This is a genomic window from Ferrimonas balearica (assembly GCF_019802085.1).
GTDB lineage: Bacteria > Pseudomonadota > Gammaproteobacteria > Enterobacterales > Shewanellaceae > Ferrimonas > Ferrimonas balearica_B.
Window position 1 is genome coordinate 671,631 of sequence record NZ_JAHVHV010000001.1, and the last position, 18,117, is coordinate 689,747.

The following is an 18,117-nucleotide window of genomic DNA, read 5'->3' on the forward strand; positions in this document are numbered from 1 at the left end:
CCCACAACAAGGCGACCGAGATGCGCGTAGCTGTGTTTGTCATCCTGTTGAGCCTGGGCACCGCCGATGCCGGCGAGCGCCCCGCGCCCCACAGAGCCACGGTACTGCCCATTCAGCTCATCATCGAGCCCGATGAGGGGCAGGGGGCCCGCCACTATGTGCAGATCCCCACCCCCCTGGATCCCCACCACTGCGGCGGCGATGCCACCCTACTGTGGGTGGACGACCGTCACGCCGATCCCGACCCGCTGTTCCAGGCTCTGGCCCTGGCCATCGTGTTCGGTCAGACCCTGGAGATCGACCTTTGGGGCTGCGACCCCAAGTACCACCATCCCGCCATCCGCGACGCCATCGCCCCGGCTTACCGGGCCCTTTGACTAGAAGCGATAGCCGAAGCGGAACATCACCGTCTCGCCACTGAAGGACTCGGCAAACTCGAAGTACTGGTACTCCAGCGCCAGTCCCACTTGCTGCTTGATGAGAAACTCCACGCCGCCCCCGGCGTAGGGGCGAAGTCCATAGTGCTCATCCACCCGCTCCTGCCCCGGGCGGGCTACCGTGTGGCGCACCCGGCCGTAGTGACCGCCCACCTCCGCATAGAGGCTGAACCAGTGGGTCAGGGGCAGGCGACCCTGCACCCCCAACTGGGCACCGGAGTAATCCAGTGACTCCTTGAGAAACCCCAAAGAGAGAAAGTCGCCGAAGCCGCCACTGTGGTAGGCGTAGCCGGCGCTCAGCGCCAGGTAGGGGTTGAAGTGGTGGCGGTAGCCCAGGGCGTAGGCCACGCCCAGGTCGAACGACTCACTGCCGTCGGCCATGGCACTGCCGAGCCCCAGGCTCACCTCGTGGGTGCGCGGTGAGTCGGCCTGGGCCGGCAGGGCCAGAAACAGGGTCAGGAACATCAGGGGGGCAGGGCGCATGGCAACTTCCTTTTTCTTGGTATGCGAGCTCAGTGGCCACCCTAATCCGATGGGGGCCGGCCTGCCGTGATGCTTCGGGTGAAGGTCAGTTCTGCTGTGCCACCGCCTGCTTGAGCGGGGCGGAGGGCTTAAAGGCGGGCACCGTCTTCAGGGGGATCTCGACGGGGGCGCCGGTGAGCGGGTTGCGGCCGGTGCGGGGCAGGTGGTGGCGCACCTCGAACACCCCCAGCGGCGGCAGGTAGACGCTTTCCCCTTCGTACAGGGCCCGGGCGATGGTCTGCTCCAACGCGGCCAGTGCACGCTTGCTCTGGGCCTGGGTCAGCCCGCTGTTTTGGGCCAGGTGTTTGATCAGATGTTGGCGATTCACAGTCGGCTCCGTGGCAAAAGGGCGCTGTTATACCGCAGTGAGCACGACAGGCAAGCCCCCACCGATGTGACCGACCAGGAAGTGGGCAAAAAAAAACGGCGCTCCAAAAAATTTGGGCGCCGACTAATCCAACAAGACAGTGTGGGAAGAGCATGAATCTGTGGGGAATTGTAGACAGCCCATTCACATTAAACCGTGATCCTGGTCATGCCTTTTTAACAGCGTGGTGCGACCAAGATCTGCGCCAGGTCACTTTTTCCAATTAAGTTTTCCAAGTGAGAATCATTCCTATTGAGGTGGGCGAATTTTCCTGCCACTATCCGGAACCGAATCCAATCGACCAATCCATTTTGGGGTAACGTCCATCATGAAATCACGCGCTTTGGCCCTGTCCTGCGTGCTGCTTTGCGGCGCGGCGACAGCCAGCGATCTGCCTACGGCGGAGCACAACCAGCAGGCGTTGCAGGACGCCGCCCGCGATACCCAGGGCCAGGTGAACCGACTGACCGAGCAGCAGCTCAGCCAGCAGGCGGAACTGGAGCGGGTCCGGGAGGAGATCGCCAACCTCAGCCTCTACCGGGATCACCTGGAGCGGCTGGTGGCGGATCAGCAGCGTGAGCTCACCAGCCTGGACACCCAACTGGCCGGCATCGAAGACACCCGCGCCGGCCTGGTGCCCCTGATGTACCGCATGCTGGCGGATCTGGACACCCTGGTGGAAAACGACGTGCCCCTGAAGGCGCGCCAGCGGGAAGCCCGCCTGGCGGATCTGAACCAGATGATGGGCCGGGCCGACGTGGCGGACGCGGAGAAGTTCCGCCGCCTGCTGGAGGCCTACCAGATCGAGATGGAGTACGGCCGGCGCCTGGGGCTCTACCGGGACACCCTCACTCTGGATGGCCAGAGCCGTGAGGCACAGTTGCTGCACCTGGGTCGCCTGACCCTGCTGGCCCGCAGCCTGGATGGTCGCAGCTACTGGCTGTGGCGCGATGGCCAGTGGCAGGGTGTGGAAGGCGTCAGCCCCCGTCTGCTCTCCCAGGCCTACGAGGTGGCTGCGGGCCACCAGGCCCCCGCTCTGCTGACCCTGCCCCTGACCCAGGAGATCCAATAATGCGCGTCTCCCTATCTGCCCTGTTTGCCGGTGTCCTGCTGCTGAGCGCCCAGGCCACCGCCGAGTCCGATCTGGTCAGCCGCAGCGCCGAGGTGCGAGCGAGCGAGGCCACCCACAACGCCCAGCGTGAGCAGCGCCACCAGGCCAGTGCCGCCGAGGTGGCCGCGGAGCTCAAAGCCCAGCAGGCCCAGCTGGCAGCCCTCAAGGCCGAGGTGGCCCGGCTCAGTGACCGCTTTGCCGACAACGAGAAGGCGCTGTCGGAGAAGGAAACCAACCTGACCCTGGCCACCGGTGCCCTGGGTGAGGTGTACGGCGTGGTGCGTCAGGTCGGTGGCGAACTGGCCGCCGAACTGGAGCGGGGCCCCCTGGCCCTGACCGCGCCCCAGCGCGTCGAACAGGCCCAGGCGATGGCCCGGGCTGACCGTTTGCCGGAGCTGGCCCAGCTGCAGGCCCTGCCGGCGCTGATGCTGGCGGACATCGAAGACAGCGCCACCGTGGCGCCGGTGACCCTGCCCCTGGCGCAAATCGACGGCCAGATGAGCGACGCTCCCCTGTGGCGGGTGGGCCCCTTCAACCTGGTGGGCGAGCAGGGCTTTGCCCAGGTGGACGCCGAGCGCGGCCTGGCCACTCTCTACCCCCGCCAGCCCAACTTCCGCCTGCCCGGCACCGGTGCGCTGCTGGTTGACCCGGCCATGGGCGAGCTGCTGGACCAGTACCAGCAAACCCCGACCCTGGCCCAGCGCATCGAGCACGGCGGCCTGGTGGGCAAGGTGATCCTGGCCCTGCTGGCCATCGGCCTGGTGATCGCCCTGGTGCGCGCCGCGGTGCTGCTGCGCAGCCAACTGGCCATCAACCGCCAGCTCAAGCAGGCCGAAGCGTCGGACAGCAACCCCTTGGGCCGGATCCTCGGGGTCTACCAGACCCAGAAGCACCACAACCTGGAGACCCTGGAACTCAAGCTGCTGGAGACGATCGTCAACGAGCAGCAGGGGCTGGAGAAGGGGCTGTCGATGCTCAAGCTGCTGGCGGCCATCGCCCCCATGCTGGGCCTGCTGGGCACCGTCACCGGGATGATCGAGACCTTCCAGGTGATCACCCAGTACGGCAACGGCGATCCCAAGGTGATGGCCGGCGGGATCTCCATGGCGCTCATCACCACGGTGCTGGGCCTGGTGGCGGCGATGCCGCTGCTGCTGGCCCATAACCTGCTCTCCACCCGGGTGACGGTGATCCGCAGCCTGCTGGAGAAAGAGAGCATCGCCCTGGTGGCGGCCCACGCCGACGGGGAGTCCAAGGCATGACCCTTTGGTGGGACTGGATCGCCCAGTTCATGGCCCGCGGCGGTCCGCTGCTGTGGGTCCTGGCGGGGGTGGTGCTGATCAGCTGGATGCTGATGATGGAGCGGGCCCTCTACCTGCTGCGTCGCTTCCCGGCCCAGGCCGCCCAGTGGCAGGCCCAGTGGCAGGCCCGCAGCGACCGCACCGGCTGGACCGCTGAGGCCTGCCGCGAGGGGATCCTCGGGCGGGCGGAGCGGGGCCTCAATGCCCACCTCAACTTTATCAAGGCCCTGGTGGCGATCTGCCCCATGCTGGGGCTGCTGGGCACGGTCACCGGCATGATCAGCGTCTTTGACGTGATGGCCGCCCAGGGCACCGGCAACCCCAAGCTGATGTCGGCGGGCATCGCCATGGCCACCCTGCCCACCATGGCAGGGATGGTGGCAGCCCTGGCGGGACTCTTCGTCCACGCCCGGCTGCAGAAACACAGCCAGCGGGCGCTGCACCGCCTGGCCAACGCTTTGCCGCGGGAGAATTAAGCATGCGGATCTTACGTCCCGTCCCCCAGCAGGAGGAGGCCCAGGTGGACCTCACCCCGATGCTGGACATCGTTTTCATCATGTTGATCTTCTTCATCGTGACCACCTCCTTCGTGCGGGAGTCCGGCATCGAGGTCAACCGCCCAGAAGCGGCCCAGGCCGCCTCCCAGGCCGGCGCCGGCCTGTTCGTGGCGATCAACAACCGCAACGAGATCTTTATCGATCAGCGCCGGGTGGACATCGAGCGGGTCCAGGCCAACCTGGAGCGGCTGCGGGCCGACCAGCCGGAGTCGCCGCTGGTGATCCAGGCCGATGAGCGCGCCTTCAACGGCGTAGTGGTCAAGGTGATGGACGCGGCCAAGGCGGCGGGGATCACCGATATCGCCCTGGCGGCGGAGCCGACTCCATGAGGGATTACCTGCTGGCGGCGCTGCTGGGTCTGGCGGTCACCGCCGGGCTGTTCAGCCTGATGGCCCTGATGGTCACCGGCGGCCCCGGTGGCGCCCCCAGTGAGCCCAGCGCCGCCCCGGTGTCGGTGCTGATGGCGGAACGGCCGGAGCAGCTCAACCGGCGCAGCCGGGCGCTGCCGGAGCCGCCGCCCCCGCTGCCGGAGTTGCCCCAGGCCCAGGTGGTGGAGAACGCCAGTGCCGCCCCGGTGGAGCTGGCGCTGGACTTGCCCAGTCTTAGCCTGGATGGCCCCGGTGACATCAGCGTGGCCATGCCGGCCAAGGGCGAGCTGGCCACCGCCGATCGCCAGGCGATGCCCCTGTACCGGGTGGAGCCGGCTTACCCCCAGCGGGCGCTGCGGATGCGGGCCGAGGGTTATGTGGTGATGGAGTTCACCATCGACGAGCAGGGCCGACCGAGGAAAATTTCCGTGTTGGAGTCCGAGCCGGTGCGCCTGTTTGACCAGGCGGCGATGCAGGCCCTGGCCCGCTGGAAGTACCAGCCCAAGATGGTGGACGGCCAGCCGGTCGCTCAGCCCGGCCAGACCGCCAAACTGGAGTTTAAGCTGAACCAATGAGAGCCCTGATCTTCTGCCTGGCCCTGCTGGCTGGCTCGGCCCAGGCCGCCATGACTCCGGCGATGGCCAACAAGGTCCAGGACGCCTGGGCCCTGTTTGAACAGGACAAGCTGGCCGAGGCGATCGCCCTGCTCGAGCCCCTCAAACCCCGGGATGCCGAGGGTCAGGCCTACGTGGCCCGACTGCTGGGCAGCCTCTACTGGGCGGCGGAGCAACCGGACAAGGCGCTGGCCCAGCTGGAGCAGGCCCTGGCCGCCGGGGTGCTCAACGAGATGAGCGCCGCCCAGACCCGTCGCATGGTGGCGGACATCCTGATGATGAACGAGCGTTTCGCCGAGGCGCTGGGGCACTACCAGGGGATCCGCGACAGCGGCCCCGAAGCGATGGTGACCGCCGAGCTGCACCTGCGCATTGCTCAGAGCCATTTCCAGCTTGAGCAGTGGGCTGAGGTGGTGCCCGCCGCCAAGGCCTCGGTGGCCCTGGAGCCGGCGGTGGCGCCCTACCAGATGATGCTCAGTGCCCACCAGCAGCTTGAGCAGTGGCCCCAGGCCCTTAGGGTGACCCAGGCGCTCATCGATTTGGCGCCGGACCAGCTGAGCTGGTGGCGTCAGCGGGCCAGCATCCAGTTGCGCCTGGCGGATCAGGAGGGGGCCCTGCGCACCCTGGCCCTGGCCCAGCAGCAGGGGCTGCTGGCCAGCGAGGGCGATTACCGCTCGCTGGTCCAGCTGTTTGCCAATCGACAGTTGCCGGAGCTGGCGGCCCGTCTGATGGCCGATCAACTGGGCCAGACCCTGCCGGATGACGAAGCCAACCGGGTCCAGCTGGCCCGCTATTGGCAGCAGGCCCGGGAGTGGGCCCAGGCCCAGGCGGCCTGGGGCGCGGCGGCCAAGCTCAACCCCAAATACCGGGTCAACCAGTTCGAGGTGCGGGTGATGCAATCGGACTACGAGCAGGCGGTGGCCCTGCTGCCCCAGCTGGACGAGCTGCGTCTTGAACGCGAGGACCGCGCCCGGGTAGAGATGATGGCGGTGCGCGCCTACTACCAGATGGGTCAGTACGCCGAGGCCCTGGCCCGGGCGGAGCAGGCCGCACGCTATGACCGCGACGCGGCCGAGCCCTGGTTCGCTTTCCTTCAGGAGAAGCTCAGCCTCTGAGCCCCCCTCAGACACAACGCCCGGCCCGGTCCGGGCGTTGTGCCGTTCTATCAACGGATCACCTTCATTCCCCGGGCAATTTGGTCGCCCTGTTGCGGTCTGTCCTGCCATACTCAAAGCAATAAGATGTTGGAGTCGTTGTCCGAATGCGCCTGTGTGCTTTGATCCTGCTTTTATGTTGTAGCGGGGCCTGGGCGGGAGCGGAGCGACTGCCACTGTGGTTTGCTGACCCACGCCAGGAACAGGCGGCAGAGGAATTAAGGGAACAGTTGGCGCTCCTGGCGGCAGCGGATCTGGATCCCCGTTTTGCCCAGCTCAGTGACCGGTTGGCCGATAAGGCCGATCCGCCCGCCGCTGCCAGTGCCCTTCATACCGAAGCCTACCTGCTGATCCAGGCGTTCTGGGACGAGCTGTACCTGCGTCCTCCCGGCCAGCCGGAGCTCAACACCCCCTTTCATCTGAACCCCGCCCCCGGCATCGCCCCGCGCCTGGCCCGGGATGCGGTAGAGGGGCGCCTGTACGAGCGGGTGCTGGCCCTGGAGCCGGCGATCGGCGACTACCTGGCCTACCGAAACCAGGTGAACCGACTGAGCTACCTGGCCCGCCGCAGCCAACCGGAGGTGGGGCTGTGGGGGCTGATCGAACCCGGTGAGCGCCACGCCGAGGTCCCTGCCATCCGCACCCTGCTGCATCAGCTGGAGGATTACCCGGGGCAGGGGGGCGATGACCGCTACGACGACGGTCTGGTGGCCGCGGTGCAGCAGTTTCAGCGCCGTCATGGGCTGGCAGCGGATGGGGTGATCGGCCCCAAAACCCGGCGCTGGCTGACCCTTTCCTACCCCGAGCGCAGCCGGCTGCTGGCCCGGGCCATGGTGCGTCAGGCCCACGACCGCCACTTCTTTGCCAGTAACTACCTGCTGGTCAATATCCCGGATTACCGGCTGCACTGGGTGGTGGAGGGGGAGGCCCGCTTCCGCGCCCGGGTGGTGGTGGGGATGCCCAGCCGGCGTACTCCGCGGATGCACAGCCAGCTGCGCAGCGTGGTGGTGAACCCCACCTGGAACGTGCCGCGCTCCATCCTGCACAAGGACCTGCTGCCCAAGATCCTGGTGGACGGCCGCTACGTGGCGCAAAACCGCTTCGAGGTGCTCGATTACGAAGACCGGGTGATGCTGCTCTCCGCCGATGAGCTCTCCCGCCTGGCCTACGAGGGCTTCCCCTACCGCCTGCGTCAAACCCCGGGGGACCATAACGCCCTGGGCCGCTACAAGTTCCACCTGGCCAACAGCCGGGCCATCTACCTCCACGACACGCCGAAAAAGCGGCTGTTTGACCGCGACTTCCGCGCGCTCTCCTCCGGTTGCGTGCGGGTGGAGGACGCAGATCTGCTGGCCAACCTGCTGCTGCAGGAGGACGTCAGTTACCGCCCCATCCAGCGTTACCTGGGCAGCGGTCAGCCGCGTTGGCTCAAGCTGGGCCGGCCGCTGGATGTCTATTTGGTGTACTGGAGCGCCTGGATGGAGTCGGGCCGTCCCCACTACCGGGATGACATCTACGATCTGGACCTGCCGCGCAACCCTCAGCTGGCCGGAGTGTCAGCCACTCAAACTGTTCCATCAAGAAATTGAGGGACTTACCAGAATAAGCTTCTGTCAGGGCCTGCTTTGGCAGAAAAAAAACCTTGAGCGCTCAAAAAAACATCGGTAGGGTGGCCTCCAAAGGACTGGGAGGGGACCCACCCTTCCGGCAAGAACGAATGAGCTTTCCGGGGTTATCATGTCTGAAATCTGTACGCTGCGGCGTCGTCTGCTCGGCGGAGCCGGCGCGACGTTGCTCCTGGCGGGGATCCCCTCCGTGGCCCACGCCAGCCGACAAAACCCGGCCGCACAGGCCAAGTCCCTCCGCTTCTACAACCGCCACACCGGCGAACGTACCGCCAGTGATTTCTGGGGTGACGGCGACTATCACCAGGATGGCCTGAGCCAGCTGGACACCATTTTGCGGGACCACCGCGCCGATGAAGTGGCGCCCATGGACCGCGGCCTCTATGAGCTGCTCTACCAGCTGTCCCAGAAGCTGGATTACAACAAGGAGATCCACATCATCTCCGGCTACCGCAGCATGAAAACCAACCAGATGCTGGCCGCCCGCTCCGGTGGGGTGGCGAAGAAGAGCTTCCACACCAAGGCGATGGCGGTGGACATTGCCATGCCGGGGCTGGAGCTGGCCAAGGTGCGCCAGGCGGCGCTGGAGCTGCAAACCGGCGGCGTGGGCTACTACCCGAGGTCCGGTTTCGTCCATGTCGACACCGGTCCAGTGCGTCGCTGGTAAAAACCCCGGTTTTACCTTGTTGGCGGCTTTGGCCCTGTGATAGAATCCGCCGGCTTTTACAGCAAAGTGCCGACGTTGGTCGCAAACGTCGGCATCTTTTATTTGTATTTTAGAGGTTTTACCTATGTCTATCGTAATTGAAGCCAAAGTCCGCACCGACGCGGGGAAAGGTGCGAGCCGCCGCCTGCGTCACGCTGGTCTGATCCCTGCCATCATCTATGGTGGCGACGCTGAGCCGGTCTCCATCGAGCTGGACCACGACAAGATCCTGCACGCCCAGGAAGAAGACGCTTTCTACACCGAAGAGCTGACCATCGTCATCGACGGTAAAGAGCAGAAAGTGAAGGCCCAGGCCATGCAGCGTCACCCCTTCAAGCCCAAAGTCACTCACATCGACTTTAAGCGCGTTTAATCGCCAGCTTGTAACAAAAAAGGCACCCTCTGGGTGCCTTTTTTGGTTTGGGTCGGGCTAACCTTATCTTCTGATTAGTGAAAATGGAGAGGGTGATGATCCTGACCCGATTGCGGCGCCTGCTCGGCTCCGAGCACAGCTCCCCCCTCAAACAGAGTGAAATGGACGCCCGGTTGGCCTGCGCAGCCCTGCTGCTGGAGGTTTCCCGCTCCGACGGGGCCCACAGCCCGGAGGAGAAGGCGGCCATCTGGCACCTGCTGCAGGAGGGGTTCCAGCTCTCCGAGCGGGAGTTGACGCTGTTGTTTGATCAGGCCCTGGAAGCCAGCGAGGAGGCCTCAGATCTCTTCGCCTTCACCTCGGTGGCCAAGAAAAACCTCAGCCACGAGCAGAAACTGGCCCTGATTCAGGGGCTGTGGCGGGTGGCTTTTGCCGACGGCACCCTGGATCCCGAGGAGGAGGGGATCATCCGCAAGGTCGCGGACCTGCTTTACGTCAGCCACAGCGAGTTCATTCAGGCCAAATTGACCGCCCAGGCCGAAGCCTGAGCACCAGCCATAAAAAACGGGGCCCCAGGGCCCCGTTACTTGCGCTATCGCCTCAGTGGGCGGACTGGACCGGGGCCAGCTCGCCCTCGTCGTCCAGTTGGATCTGCGACCAGCCGTGCATGTACGCCAGTGCCTCGTTCACCGCTTCAATCAACTGTTGCGGCTCGGGATCCGCCCCCTCGCGCCAGGCCAGGGCGTGCTCCTCTTCGCTGCCCAGGGTGGCCACGTAGCCCAGCAGGCTGGCGCAGGACTCCACCTCTTCGAACTGCTCGTCGCTGAGCAGCTCCTGCCAGGGCTCCTTGAGGAACACAAAACCGGTCATAAAGCCCGCCAGCCAGTGACGCAGGGGCTGGGGCACGGAACGCTCGTTCAGCGCCGTCAGGTGCTCGGCCATCTCCTTGGGCATCAGGCGCTGCTTCTGGTGCACCTCGTCGTGGAGCTGGTTGAACAGGGTGAACAGCTGCTCCATGACCTTGGCCTCGAAGGGCCAGTACTCCTTTTCCGGCTCAACGCCGGCGATGGCGCTGCTCCAGCCGGCGGGATCCAGGGTGCGGGGGTGGCAGTGCAGGTGGGCCAGGAAACCCTTGGCCTGGAGCAGGTCCATGCCTCCCTGTTGCGCGACCTCGGCCAGGGTCTGGCTCAGCCGCTTCTCGTCGTGTTTGGTCAGCTTTTCTTTCATGGTTGGCGTTTGTTGGCGTCGTTGCCACTAGGGTCGCACGTTTGGCCCAGGATGCCAGCGCTATCACAAAGTTTTTGTGCGCTGGATCCCCCTCGATGTGGGATCCCACCGGCCCGGTGGTGTTCCCGACGCCCCGGTGTTATAACCGAGCTAACTCGTTGTCGTTGTTCAAGGAAGAGCTCATGTTTACCCTCCCCATCGAGTCCGATCTCAAGCTGGCCCTGCTGGGCCCCGAGCACACCCCACACCTGTTCGAGCTGGTGCTGGCCAACCGTGACCATCTCAGCCGCTTCCTCTCCTGGCCCGGCGCGGTGCAGCAGCAGGAGGACAGCCGCCAGTACATCTGCCAGGCCCTCAAGGAGTACGGTGAGGGGCAGACCCTGACCTGCGGCCTGATCTACAAGGAGGATCTGGTGGGGATGATGGACTTGCGGGGGCTGGATCCGGCCCGCCGGGTGGGGGTGCTGGGTTACTGGGTGGCCCAGCCCCACCAGGGGCGGGGGCTGGTGACCCGCAGTGCCCGGGGGATCATCGATTACGGCTTCCAGGCCCTGGCGCTGGAGAAGGTGGAGCTGCGCTGCGCCGAGGGCAACCTGCGCAGCCGGGCGGTGGCCGAACGCCTGGGCTTCACCCTTGAGGGCACCCTGCGCCGGGCGGAGGTGGTCAACGGCCAATGCCTGGATCACCGGGTCTACGGCATGATGCGCCGGGAGTGGGCGGCGATCGCAACTGGCAACCCCTAGGCTTGCTCCCCATGGGCTAGGCTGGGTAAGGTACGGGCCAGCCTCCGTTTTAGCCAGATAGGACCGCCGATGAAACCCGGGATCCACTACCATTGCCCCGCCTGTGACCAGCGCGTCGAGATGAACGCCCAGAGCTTTGCCGAGTTGATGAAATCTCAGCAGTGGCCCTGTCAGGGCTGCGGCGCCAAGCTGGCGGTTGCCGAGGGGGAGCGGGGCGCCCTGACCCAGCGAATGGGGGAGTACCGTCAGCAGGCCACCAAGCATCTTCTGCCCATCGGTGCGCTGTTGAGCACCGTGCTGCTGCACCTCAACGGCTACATCGGCAACGCCCTGCTGGCGCTGGGTTTTGCCCTGAGCTTCGTGGGGCTGTTGTGGGTGCGCAAAATTCAGTTCGAGCCCCTGTCGCTGGCCCCGGAGGCGGTGGAGCCCAAGGCGCCCGAATCCCAGTAAGCGGGCCAATTGAGGCCCTTTCTTCCCTGTGTTAGCTTCGTGACAATCGCTTAAATTACAAAGGATTGTTCATGACGCTTGCCATTACCGGCCTGTACGCCGCCCTCACCGGAGTGTTGATCCTGACCCTGGCCGCCGTGGTGGTGATGACCCGCCGGCAGGAGCGGATCGGCATCGGTGACGGGGACCACCGGGCCCTGCGCCTGCGGATCCGGGTGCACGCCAACCTCATCGAATACGCCCCCATCGCCCTTATCCTGCTCGGCTGTGCCGAGGCCGGGGGGGCGCCCCACTGGGTGTTGCACCTGGGCGGCGCCCTGTTCCTGGTGGGGCGTCTGCTCCACCCCTGGGGGCTGACCGCCGGCCGCGGTGGTTACCACCTGGGCCGCTTCACCGGCACCAGCGCCACCTGGCTGGCGATCCTGCTGCTGGCGGGAGTCAATATCGGCCAGTTCCTGGCCTGAGGTGTCTCGGACTCAGTCGATGTCGAAGGAGTAGTAGATGTCCAGGGACTGCTCGGTGGTTTCCGCCATGGCCGACACCGCCTCCAGCCAAAGGGCCTGCAGCAGGTAGTAGCGCACCGTCAGTTCGTTGATGCTCTCGCCGAACACCCCCACCCCGTATTTGAGGAACAACCGCTCCCCCAGGTAGCCGCTGATGGTCACCTGGGTGTCCTCGCCGTCGCTCTCGGTGTCCAGGGTGACGTTCTTAAAGCCCAGCCCCTCACCGATGGTGGTGAACACCCCCTGGGTGGTGTTGACCCCCAGGCCCAGTGCCGCGGAGGCAAAGAGGGCGCTGCCGCCGTCGGAGCTGTTCAGCCCCTGGCCCCGGGTGATGTAGGAGAGGATCTCCTGCTGCTCCATGGCGGGGGTGGAGAACAGGGTCATCTGGGGTGAGGCAGGGGTGCCGGTCACCCGCACCCCGGCGGTGACGTCCTCGGACTCGATGATCCGCACCGCCTCCACCTCCAGGTTGGGCAGCGCCGGCGGGCCGTTGAAGTTGGCCTGGCCCCGGCTGATGGTCAGCCGCTGGCCGAAGGCGCGGAACACCCCGTCCTTGAGCGCCATGTCGCCGAACGCCTGCAGCGGCTGGCCGGGCTGCTGGCGCAGGGTCAGGTTGCCCCCCACCTTGCCGGTCAGCCCCAGGGCCTGGACGGTGAAGTTGTCCAGCACCGCCAGCTCCACGTTGAGATCCAGGTGGGTGCTCAGGGGGGACTCGGTTTCGGTCTGGCTGTCCACGTACACCACGTCGCCGGAGACCGCCACGGCCCCTTCGGGCAGGCTGGTGAGGGTAAAGCTGCCAGAGGGCACCTTGATGTCGCCGCGGATCTTGAGCAGCTCCGGGCTGAACACGAACTGCAGATCCGGCGAGGCTTCCAGCACCACCATGGGCGGGTAGAGGATGGAGAGGCGCTCGCCGTCCAGATCCAAAGTGCCGTTGAGGCCGCCGATCCAGCCCAGGGTGCCGTTGAGATCCGCCCGCCCCTGGCCCATCAGCACCTCGCCGTCCACCACCACCTGATCGCCCTCGAAGGTCATGATCAGCTCAAGATTTTCCAGCTCCGTGGGGTTGGCCACCGCTTTTATCTGCCCCTCTTTGAGGGCCAGTTCGCCGTTAAGCTGGGGGGCTTGCAGGGTGCCGCCCAGGGTGATGTCGCCGCTGAGCAAGCCCTGGGCGTCCGCCAGGGCGGGGATCCAGGCCAGGTAGGGGGAGAGATCCAGCTCGCTGCTGACCAGGCGCCCCTCCATGGCGTAGGGCGCCTCGGGGCCCAGCTTGAGATCCAGGCCGATCTGGCGGGCGTCATCAATCTGGGTCTGGAGGTCCAGCAACAGCCCCTCGGGCCCCAGGTTGACGTTGAGATCAATCGCTTGCCACTCGATGCGGCTGTTGGGCAAACCGCCGCCCCGGCGCAGCACCAGGCTGCCGTCCCGGTCCTGGAACTGGGCCTGCAGCAGCGGCAGTTGGCCGGGCATCCAGCTGACGTGGGCCTGGCCGGTGATCCGGCTGCGCGGCCGCAGGCGCTGGGGCAGGATGGGCTGAAGCGCCTCGCGCACCTTGGCGTCCAGGGTCAGGGCCAGGGCGCCCTTGGGGCCAATGAGCGCCGGGCCCTGCAGGCAGAGATCCACCCCGGCCCCCTGCCAGCAGTGGGCTCCCAGCACCAGGGCACTGTCGGGCTGGGAGAACTCCAGTAGGGCGGGGAGATCGGTTTCCCACTGGCCATAGGGGGTGGTGATGGCGCCGCTGAGCAGGGCACCGCGCCAGCGGCCCTTGTCCTGGTAGTAGTTGCCCCCCAGGGCCAGCCGGGCCCCCAATTCGCCGGTCAGCTCGATGTCCAGATCCTGGCGGCCCAGATCGCCCCGACCCTGGGCCTGGATGGGGCCCAGGGCGGTGCCGGCCAGGTCCAGGTTGCCGCTCTCCATCGCCAGCTCGAAGCGGTGGTTTTGCCGGGGGTAGTAGTCCAGGTCGAGATCCAAAGTGCTGGTGCGGTAATCGCCGTAGCCGGGCTGGCGGGCGTCCAGGGCCAGGGTGATCCTGGGCGCCCCCGGGGTGCCGCGCACCGTCAGATCGGCGCTGGCCCGGCCGGTCAGCTCCGGCAGCCAGCGGCTGAGCGCGGCGGCCTCCAATCGACCGTCCACCTGCCACTGTTCGTCGAGAATGCCGCCATCGAGGGTCAGTTCGGTCTGGTTGATGGCCAGCTGCAGGTTGTCCGCGGCGCCGCGCCACTGGCTGTTGAGATCCAGGTTGCCCAGCACCTTCAGGGGGTAGCCCCACAGCTCGCCATTAAGATCGGCATCGTCGATGTCGATGGCCCAGCTGTCGGCATCGTAGTGGCCGCCACTGACCGCCTGGCCATCCAACTGCAGGCTGAGCTCCGGGTGCAGGCTGGAGAGATCCAGTGCCTTGGCTTCCACCTTGGCCTGCCAGGCCAGACGCTCGCCGTACTCCAGCTCGCCGGTCACCGAGGCCCAGCCCATCTCGCCGTCCAGCTCCGCCTGGGTGACGCTCAGGTGGCCCGGTAGGTGGGTCAACGCCAGGTTGACCGCGCCCTTGGGGTAATCCAGTGCCCGGGCCTTACCGCTGAGGGTGGCCTCCTGGTGGTCCAGATCGCCCTGGGCGCGCAACACCACGTCCTGGGCCTGGTACTCGGGGGCGTCATTCAAGGGCCACTGCAGGGCGTCGGCGTCCAGGCTGAGCTCGAAGGGCAGGGTGGGCAGCCCAAGCTGGATGCGGCCGTCCAGTTCGCCGCTGAGCAGCCCCTGGCTGTGCAGGGTGAAGCGCAGGTCCGTCAGCCGGTTGTGGGCCGTCACCCGCACCCTGTGGCCATCCAGCTCCGGCAGCCAGTAGAGCTTTCGCACCTCCCCCTCCAGCTCGGTCTCCAGGCCGTAGCCGTCACGAAAATCCATCCAGACGCTGCCATCGAGGTTGGCCCAGTTGTGACGTACCGTCAGGCGGGGCAGGCTCAGCTCGGTGTGGCGCCAGCTGCCGAGGAAACTCAGGTGTTCCACCCGGTGATCCATCCAGCCCACCTGCACCCGGGCGTCGGTGGCCTGAGCCTGGCGGACGTCGATGGCGAAGGGCAGGTCCACCTCCGGCAGGTTGGCCATGGCCCAGTCCGCCAGGGGATCGTCACTGTCCGCACTCGGCGGGGCCGGGTCCGGGTCCGGGCCCGGCTCGCTGGGCGCGTCCGTGGTGGTGGGCTCGTCGGCCGCTTCGTCGTCGCCCAGGGGAATGTTGATGTCGGCGCCATCCAGCGCCAGTTGCTGGACGGCGATCAGGGTATTGCCCACCTCGGCGGAGGCCAGCAGGCGCTCGGCCTTATAGGTCATGTCGTTGACCCGCACGTCGATGTCCCGCAGGTCCAGGTGGCGGCCCAGGATGGTCAGGGGCAGGCCCATGCCGGTGTAGCCGTCGGCGTCGGGCTGGGGCGGTGGCGCTGGCTCTTCCGGCTCCGGTGACGGTTCGCTGTCGGCACCGATAAGGTCGGTGTCAATGGCCACCCGCACGCCCTGGGCGTCCAGCTCGTCGGCGCACACCTGGCGCTGGAGCAGGCAGCGCAGCCGCCAGGCGGTGCGGATCTCATCCACCTCCACCAGGATGCCGGACATCTCGAAGCGCACCTGGGAGAGGCTGAGGCCGGTGTTGACCTTGCCGCCCTCGTAGGTCAGCTCCAGGCCGGGCACGGCGGTGTCCGCCACCCAGGCCACCAGGCGGGCGCCCACCGGGGTGCCCATCAGCAGCGCCAGCACCAGCAAGAGCACCAGTGGGCTAAGGGCGAGAATGAGCAGCAGACGACGGATCACAGTTCGGCTCCGATACTGATGTGCAGCATGGGACTGGGGTCGGGCTCGGTAAAGCCGTACCCCAACTCAATTTTGATGGGCCCCACCGGGGAGATCCAGTGGACGCCGCTGCCGAAGGAAGCTTCGAAGTCGATGTTCTCCGAGTCGTTGGTGTCAAAGGCGTTACCGCCGTCGAAGAAGAACGCCAGGCGCCAGGTGGGGGTGAGGTAGTACTGGTACTCGATGGAGCCCACCAGCAGGTAGCGGCCCCCCACCAGCAGTTCCACCGGTTCGCCGTCCTCGCCGGGCACGGTGATCTTGGGGCCCAGGGACTGGTAGCTGAAGCCCCGGATCGACTGGTCACCACCGGCGAAGAAGCGCAGGGAGGGGGCCAGCTCCAGCAGGTCGCTGTCGTCCACCACGTTGATGCCGATGTCTGCCCGGGCGGTCAGTCGGTGGCGCTCCACCGGGGTGTACACCGCCCGAAGCTGACTGCGGAAGCGGGTGATCCGCTGCTCCGAGCCCCAGGTGGGATCGGCGTGTTCCAGCAGGTAGAACTGGCGCAGGCCTTCGGTGGGGTCCAGGGTGGGGCCCCGGCGGTAGGTTCGGCTGAAGCTGATCCCCGGCATCAGGTATTTGGCGCTGTGATCTTCCGGCCCCTGGGTCCAGTCCTCGTAGAGGAAGCGGGCGGAGTAGGTGCGGGTCCAGCGGTTGTTGAGCACGGTGCGCCGGCCGATGCTGGCCTGGTACTGGTCGGTGTCGATGTCGCCATACTCCTCGCGCCCAATGAGGGCGTTGAACACCAGCTTGTCGTTGATCGGGTGGCTCAGGGGGATGCGGTAGTCGAAGGTCAGCTTGGGGTTGACCTTGGAGACCTCCAGCTTGGACTCGTGACTGTGGCCGTAGCGGTTCACCACCGGCGTCCGCCAGGCCATGGTGACCCGGCCCTCGGTGTCGGTGGCGTAACCCACACCCAAATCGATGGAGTGGCGTGGCGGCGGCGACAGGCCCGCTTCGATGGGTACCACGCCGTCCTCGGCCTGCTCCGGGTGGGGCAACACCTTCACGTCACGGAAGTAGCCGGAGCCGAGCAAAGTGCTGGTGAGCCGGCCGATCTGATCGGCGTGGTAGGGGGTGCCCGGCTCGAAGGGCACCATGGAGTCCAGCAGCTCGGGGGTCAGCTCCGAGGCCCAGAAATCCACCTCCCCCAGGCGGTAGCGCCGACCGCTGCTGTACACCAGTACCAGATCCGCCTCGTTGGTGTCGCGGTTGATCTCCAGCCGGTTCTGGCTCATGGTGCCGTCGAAGTAGCCCCGCACCAGGCCCAGGGTGAGCAGGTCGGTTTTCAGCTTCTCGTACTTGCCGTGGTCCACCACGTCGCCGGGCTTGATGGCGATGCGATCCAGCCGTTCGGCGAAGGCGGGATCCTCCAGCGCCTCCCCCTCCAGCAGCACAATGACGTGCTGGTAGCGCATCGGCTCCCCCCGGTCGACCACCAGGGAGAGGGTCCAGTCCTTCTCGGTGCGGGTGATGTTGGACTCGAAACTGGCCTGGTAGTAGCCCAGGGCCTGCATCGCCTCCTGGGCTTTCTCCTCGGCGGTGAACAGGAAACTGGCCCGCTCCGCCGCGTTGGTGGGCAGGGGGGAGAGGTGGCCCCGAAGGTTGTCCGCCAAACGGCCGCGCACCCCTTCAATTTTGAGCTCCAGGCCGCCATCGGCCCGGTAGCGCTGACGCCCCTCCCGCAGGGGGCGCTGGCGGGTGGGCTTGGCCGGGTCTTCGGCGGCCCCGGCGGCGGCTGCGGAGAGGGTCAGCACCCAGCGCTCCCCTAAAGGCTCCAGGCTGGACTCCACCTCGGCATGCCCCATTCCCAGGGCCCAGAGGGCCTCCCGGGCCTTGTCTTCGATGTTGTCCAGGTAGTGGGCGCGCGCTTCGGCGTCCCGGGGCCACTGGGGCAGGCGTTGACGCAGTTTCTCCGCCAGACCGTCACTGAGCCCCTCCAGCGCCAACTCCAGCTCCTCGCTGTCCTCCGGCGCATCGGCGTCCTGGGCCCACACCCCCGGTGCGGACAGTGCCAGACACAGCAAGGCAACGAGGACGGGAAGGGCTCGAAACAAGCGGAATTCTCCGGTGAATTGGGCTGGGGGTGGGTTGGATAAGGTAATGATAATTCGAAAGGTAGTCAGCGGGGAGAGGGAATTGTCCTCTTTTTTTCTCCGCCGCTGAATTGGTGGTCATATCCGTGTCACACTGGGCGTCGTTTTTGCCCTCGATCACCACAAGGAGTC

19 protein-coding genes are annotated in these 18,117 nt (G+C 66.4%); 14 read left to right on the forward strand and 5 right to left on the reverse strand.

Annotated elements, in window-relative coordinates; all coding sequences use genetic code 11:
• Nucleotides 1-20: 20 nt before the first annotated feature.
• Complete coding sequence (locus KUV81_RS03090; RefSeq protein ID WP_222542377.1) at nt 21-377, forward strand: hypothetical protein; 357 nt, start codon at nt 21-23, stop codon at nt 375-377.
• On the opposite strand, the gene KUV81_RS03095 is transcribed toward KUV81_RS03090, so the two are convergent.
• Entirely contained in the window at nt 378-920 is a 543-nt protein-coding gene (locus KUV81_RS03095; RefSeq protein WP_222542378.1) for a porin family protein, read from the reverse strand.
• Between the two features lie 85 nt (nt 921-1,005).
• Nucleotides 1,006-1,287: an HU family DNA-binding protein gene (locus tag KUV81_RS03100; protein WP_222542379.1), complete on the reverse strand. Its 282-nt coding sequence runs from the start codon at nt 1,285-1,287 to the stop codon at nt 1,006-1,008.
• Nucleotides 1,288-1,654: 367 nt separating this feature from the next.
• On the opposite strand from KUV81_RS03100, the gene KUV81_RS03105 reads away from it, so the two are divergent.
• The 10 genes from KUV81_RS03105 (at nt 1,655) to KUV81_RS03150 (ending at nt 9,680) form a co-directional block, all read left to right on the forward strand.
• Entirely contained in the window at nt 1,655-2,398 is a 744-nt protein-coding gene (locus tag KUV81_RS03105; protein ID WP_222542380.1) for a DUF3450 domain-containing protein, read from the forward strand.
• The gene (locus KUV81_RS03110) at nt 2,398-3,699 is read left to right on the forward strand and encodes a MotA/TolQ/ExbB proton channel family protein (RefSeq protein WP_222542381.1); all 1,302 of its coding nucleotides are present in this window, start codon (nt 2,398-2,400) and stop codon (nt 3,697-3,699) included. The genes KUV81_RS03105 and KUV81_RS03110 overlap by 1 nt, the downstream gene beginning before the upstream one ends.
• The gene (locus KUV81_RS03115) at nt 3,696-4,214 is read left to right on the forward strand and encodes a MotA/TolQ/ExbB proton channel family protein (RefSeq protein WP_222542382.1); all 519 of its coding nucleotides are present in this window, start codon (nt 3,696-3,698) and stop codon (nt 4,212-4,214) included. Before KUV81_RS03110 ends, KUV81_RS03115 begins: the two co-directional genes overlap by 4 nt.
• A gap of 2 nt (nt 4,215-4,216) precedes the next feature.
• Nucleotides 4,217-4,624, forward strand: a complete 408-nt coding sequence (locus tag KUV81_RS03120) for an ExbD/TolR family protein (RefSeq protein WP_222542383.1) — start codon at nt 4,217-4,219, stop codon at nt 4,622-4,624.
• Entirely contained in the window at nt 4,621-5,238 is a 618-nt protein-coding gene (locus KUV81_RS03125) for an energy transducer TonB (RefSeq protein WP_222542384.1), read from the forward strand. Before KUV81_RS03120 ends, KUV81_RS03125 begins: the two co-directional genes overlap by 4 nt.
• The gene (locus KUV81_RS03130) at nt 5,235-6,392 is read left to right on the forward strand and encodes a tetratricopeptide repeat protein (protein ID WP_222542385.1); all 1,158 of its coding nucleotides are present in this window, start codon (nt 5,235-5,237) and stop codon (nt 6,390-6,392) included. The genes KUV81_RS03125 and KUV81_RS03130 overlap by 4 nt, the downstream gene beginning before the upstream one ends.
• Nucleotides 6,393-6,661: 269 nt before the next feature.
• A complete protein-coding gene (locus KUV81_RS03135) occupies nt 6,662-8,020 on the forward strand; it encodes a L,D-transpeptidase family protein (RefSeq protein ID WP_222542386.1) in 1,359 nt (452 codons plus the stop codon).
• Nucleotides 8,021-8,168: 148 nt separating this feature from the next.
• On the forward strand, nt 8,169-8,723 hold the full coding sequence (locus tag KUV81_RS03140) for a DUF882 domain-containing protein (RefSeq protein WP_222542387.1): 555 nt from the start codon (nt 8,169-8,171) through the stop codon (nt 8,721-8,723).
• Between the two features lie 124 nt (nt 8,724-8,847).
• Complete coding sequence (gene rplY / locus KUV81_RS03145; RefSeq protein ID WP_222542388.1) at nt 8,848-9,135, forward strand: 50S ribosomal protein L25; 288 nt, start codon at nt 8,848-8,850, stop codon at nt 9,133-9,135.
• Nucleotides 9,136-9,230: 95 nt separating this feature from the next.
• A complete protein-coding gene (locus tag KUV81_RS03150; protein ID WP_222542389.1) occupies nt 9,231-9,680 on the forward strand; it encodes a TerB family tellurite resistance protein in 450 nt (149 codons plus the stop codon).
• A gap of 52 nt (nt 9,681-9,732) precedes the next feature.
• Here KUV81_RS03150 and KUV81_RS03155 read toward each other — a convergent pair whose 3' ends face one another.
• Complete coding sequence (locus tag KUV81_RS03155; RefSeq protein WP_222542390.1) at nt 9,733-10,359, reverse strand: UPF0149 family protein; 627 nt, start codon at nt 10,357-10,359, stop codon at nt 9,733-9,735.
• A gap of 182 nt (nt 10,360-10,541) precedes the next feature.
• Here KUV81_RS03155 and KUV81_RS03160 point away from each other — a divergent pair, with 182 nt between their 5' ends.
• The 3 genes from KUV81_RS03160 (at nt 10,542) to KUV81_RS03170 (ending at nt 12,016) form a co-directional block, all read left to right on the forward strand.
• Nucleotides 10,542-11,102 carry a GNAT family N-acetyltransferase gene (locus tag KUV81_RS03160; protein ID WP_222542391.1) on the forward strand — a complete coding sequence of 187 codons (561 nt, stop codon included), beginning with the start codon at nt 10,542-10,544 and terminating at the stop codon, nt 11,100-11,102.
• Between the two features lie 69 nt (nt 11,103-11,171).
• A complete protein-coding gene (locus KUV81_RS03165) occupies nt 11,172-11,552 on the forward strand; it encodes a hypothetical protein (protein WP_222542392.1) in 381 nt (126 codons plus the stop codon).
• Between the two features lie 71 nt (nt 11,553-11,623).
• Entirely contained in the window at nt 11,624-12,016 is a 393-nt protein-coding gene (locus tag KUV81_RS03170) for an MAPEG family protein (RefSeq protein WP_222542393.1), read from the forward strand.
• 12 nt (nt 12,017-12,028) lie between these two features.
• Here KUV81_RS03170 and KUV81_RS19830 read toward each other — a convergent pair whose 3' ends face one another.
• Nucleotides 12,029-15,853: a translocation/assembly module TamB domain-containing protein gene (locus KUV81_RS19830; RefSeq protein WP_222542394.1), complete on the reverse strand. Its 3,825-nt coding sequence runs from the start codon at nt 15,851-15,853 to the stop codon at nt 12,029-12,031.
• On the reverse strand, nt 15,850-17,946 hold the full coding sequence (locus KUV81_RS03180; protein ID WP_222542395.1) for an outer membrane protein assembly factor: 2,097 nt from the start codon (nt 17,944-17,946) through the stop codon (nt 15,850-15,852). The genes KUV81_RS19830 and KUV81_RS03180 overlap by 4 nt, the downstream gene beginning before the upstream one ends.
• Between the last annotated feature and the right edge of the window lie 171 nt (nt 17,947-18,117).

What these genes read in the sequence shown, in the direction of transcription:
- KUV81_RS03090 (WP_222542377.1), top strand. Translation starts at nt 21, where the DNA reads ATGCGCGTAGCTGTGTTTGTCATCCTGTTGAGCCTGGGCACCGCCGAT.
- KUV81_RS03095 (WP_222542378.1), bottom strand. Translation starts at nt 920, where the DNA reads ATGCGCCCTGCCCCCCTGATGTTCCTGACCCTGTTTCTGGCCCTGCCG.
- KUV81_RS03105 (WP_222542380.1), top strand. Translation starts at nt 1,655, where the DNA reads ATGAAATCACGCGCTTTGGCCCTGTCCTGCGTGCTGCTTTGCGGCGCG.
- KUV81_RS03110 (WP_222542381.1), top strand. Translation starts at nt 2,398, where the DNA reads ATGCGCGTCTCCCTATCTGCCCTGTTTGCCGGTGTCCTGCTGCTGAGC.
- KUV81_RS03115 (WP_222542382.1), top strand. Translation starts at nt 3,696, where the DNA reads ATGACCCTTTGGTGGGACTGGATCGCCCAGTTCATGGCCCGCGGCGGT.
- KUV81_RS03120 (WP_222542383.1), top strand. Translation starts at nt 4,217, where the DNA reads ATGCGGATCTTACGTCCCGTCCCCCAGCAGGAGGAGGCCCAGGTGGAC.
- KUV81_RS03125 (WP_222542384.1), top strand. Translation starts at nt 4,621, where the DNA reads ATGAGGGATTACCTGCTGGCGGCGCTGCTGGGTCTGGCGGTCACCGCC.
- KUV81_RS03130 (WP_222542385.1), top strand. Translation starts at nt 5,235, where the DNA reads ATGAGAGCCCTGATCTTCTGCCTGGCCCTGCTGGCTGGCTCGGCCCAG.
- KUV81_RS03140 (WP_222542387.1), top strand. Translation starts at nt 8,169, where the DNA reads ATGTCTGAAATCTGTACGCTGCGGCGTCGTCTGCTCGGCGGAGCCGGC.
- rplY (WP_222542388.1), top strand. Translation starts at nt 8,848, where the DNA reads ATGTCTATCGTAATTGAAGCCAAAGTCCGCACCGACGCGGGGAAAGGT.
- KUV81_RS03150 (WP_222542389.1), top strand. Translation starts at nt 9,231, where the DNA reads ATGATCCTGACCCGATTGCGGCGCCTGCTCGGCTCCGAGCACAGCTCC.
- KUV81_RS03155 (WP_222542390.1), bottom strand. Translation starts at nt 10,359, where the DNA reads ATGAAAGAAAAGCTGACCAAACACGACGAGAAGCGGCTGAGCCAGACC.
- KUV81_RS03160 (WP_222542391.1), top strand. Translation starts at nt 10,542, where the DNA reads ATGTTTACCCTCCCCATCGAGTCCGATCTCAAGCTGGCCCTGCTGGGC.
- KUV81_RS03165 (WP_222542392.1), top strand. Translation starts at nt 11,172, where the DNA reads ATGAAACCCGGGATCCACTACCATTGCCCCGCCTGTGACCAGCGCGTC.
- KUV81_RS03170 (WP_222542393.1), top strand. Translation starts at nt 11,624, where the DNA reads ATGACGCTTGCCATTACCGGCCTGTACGCCGCCCTCACCGGAGTGTTG.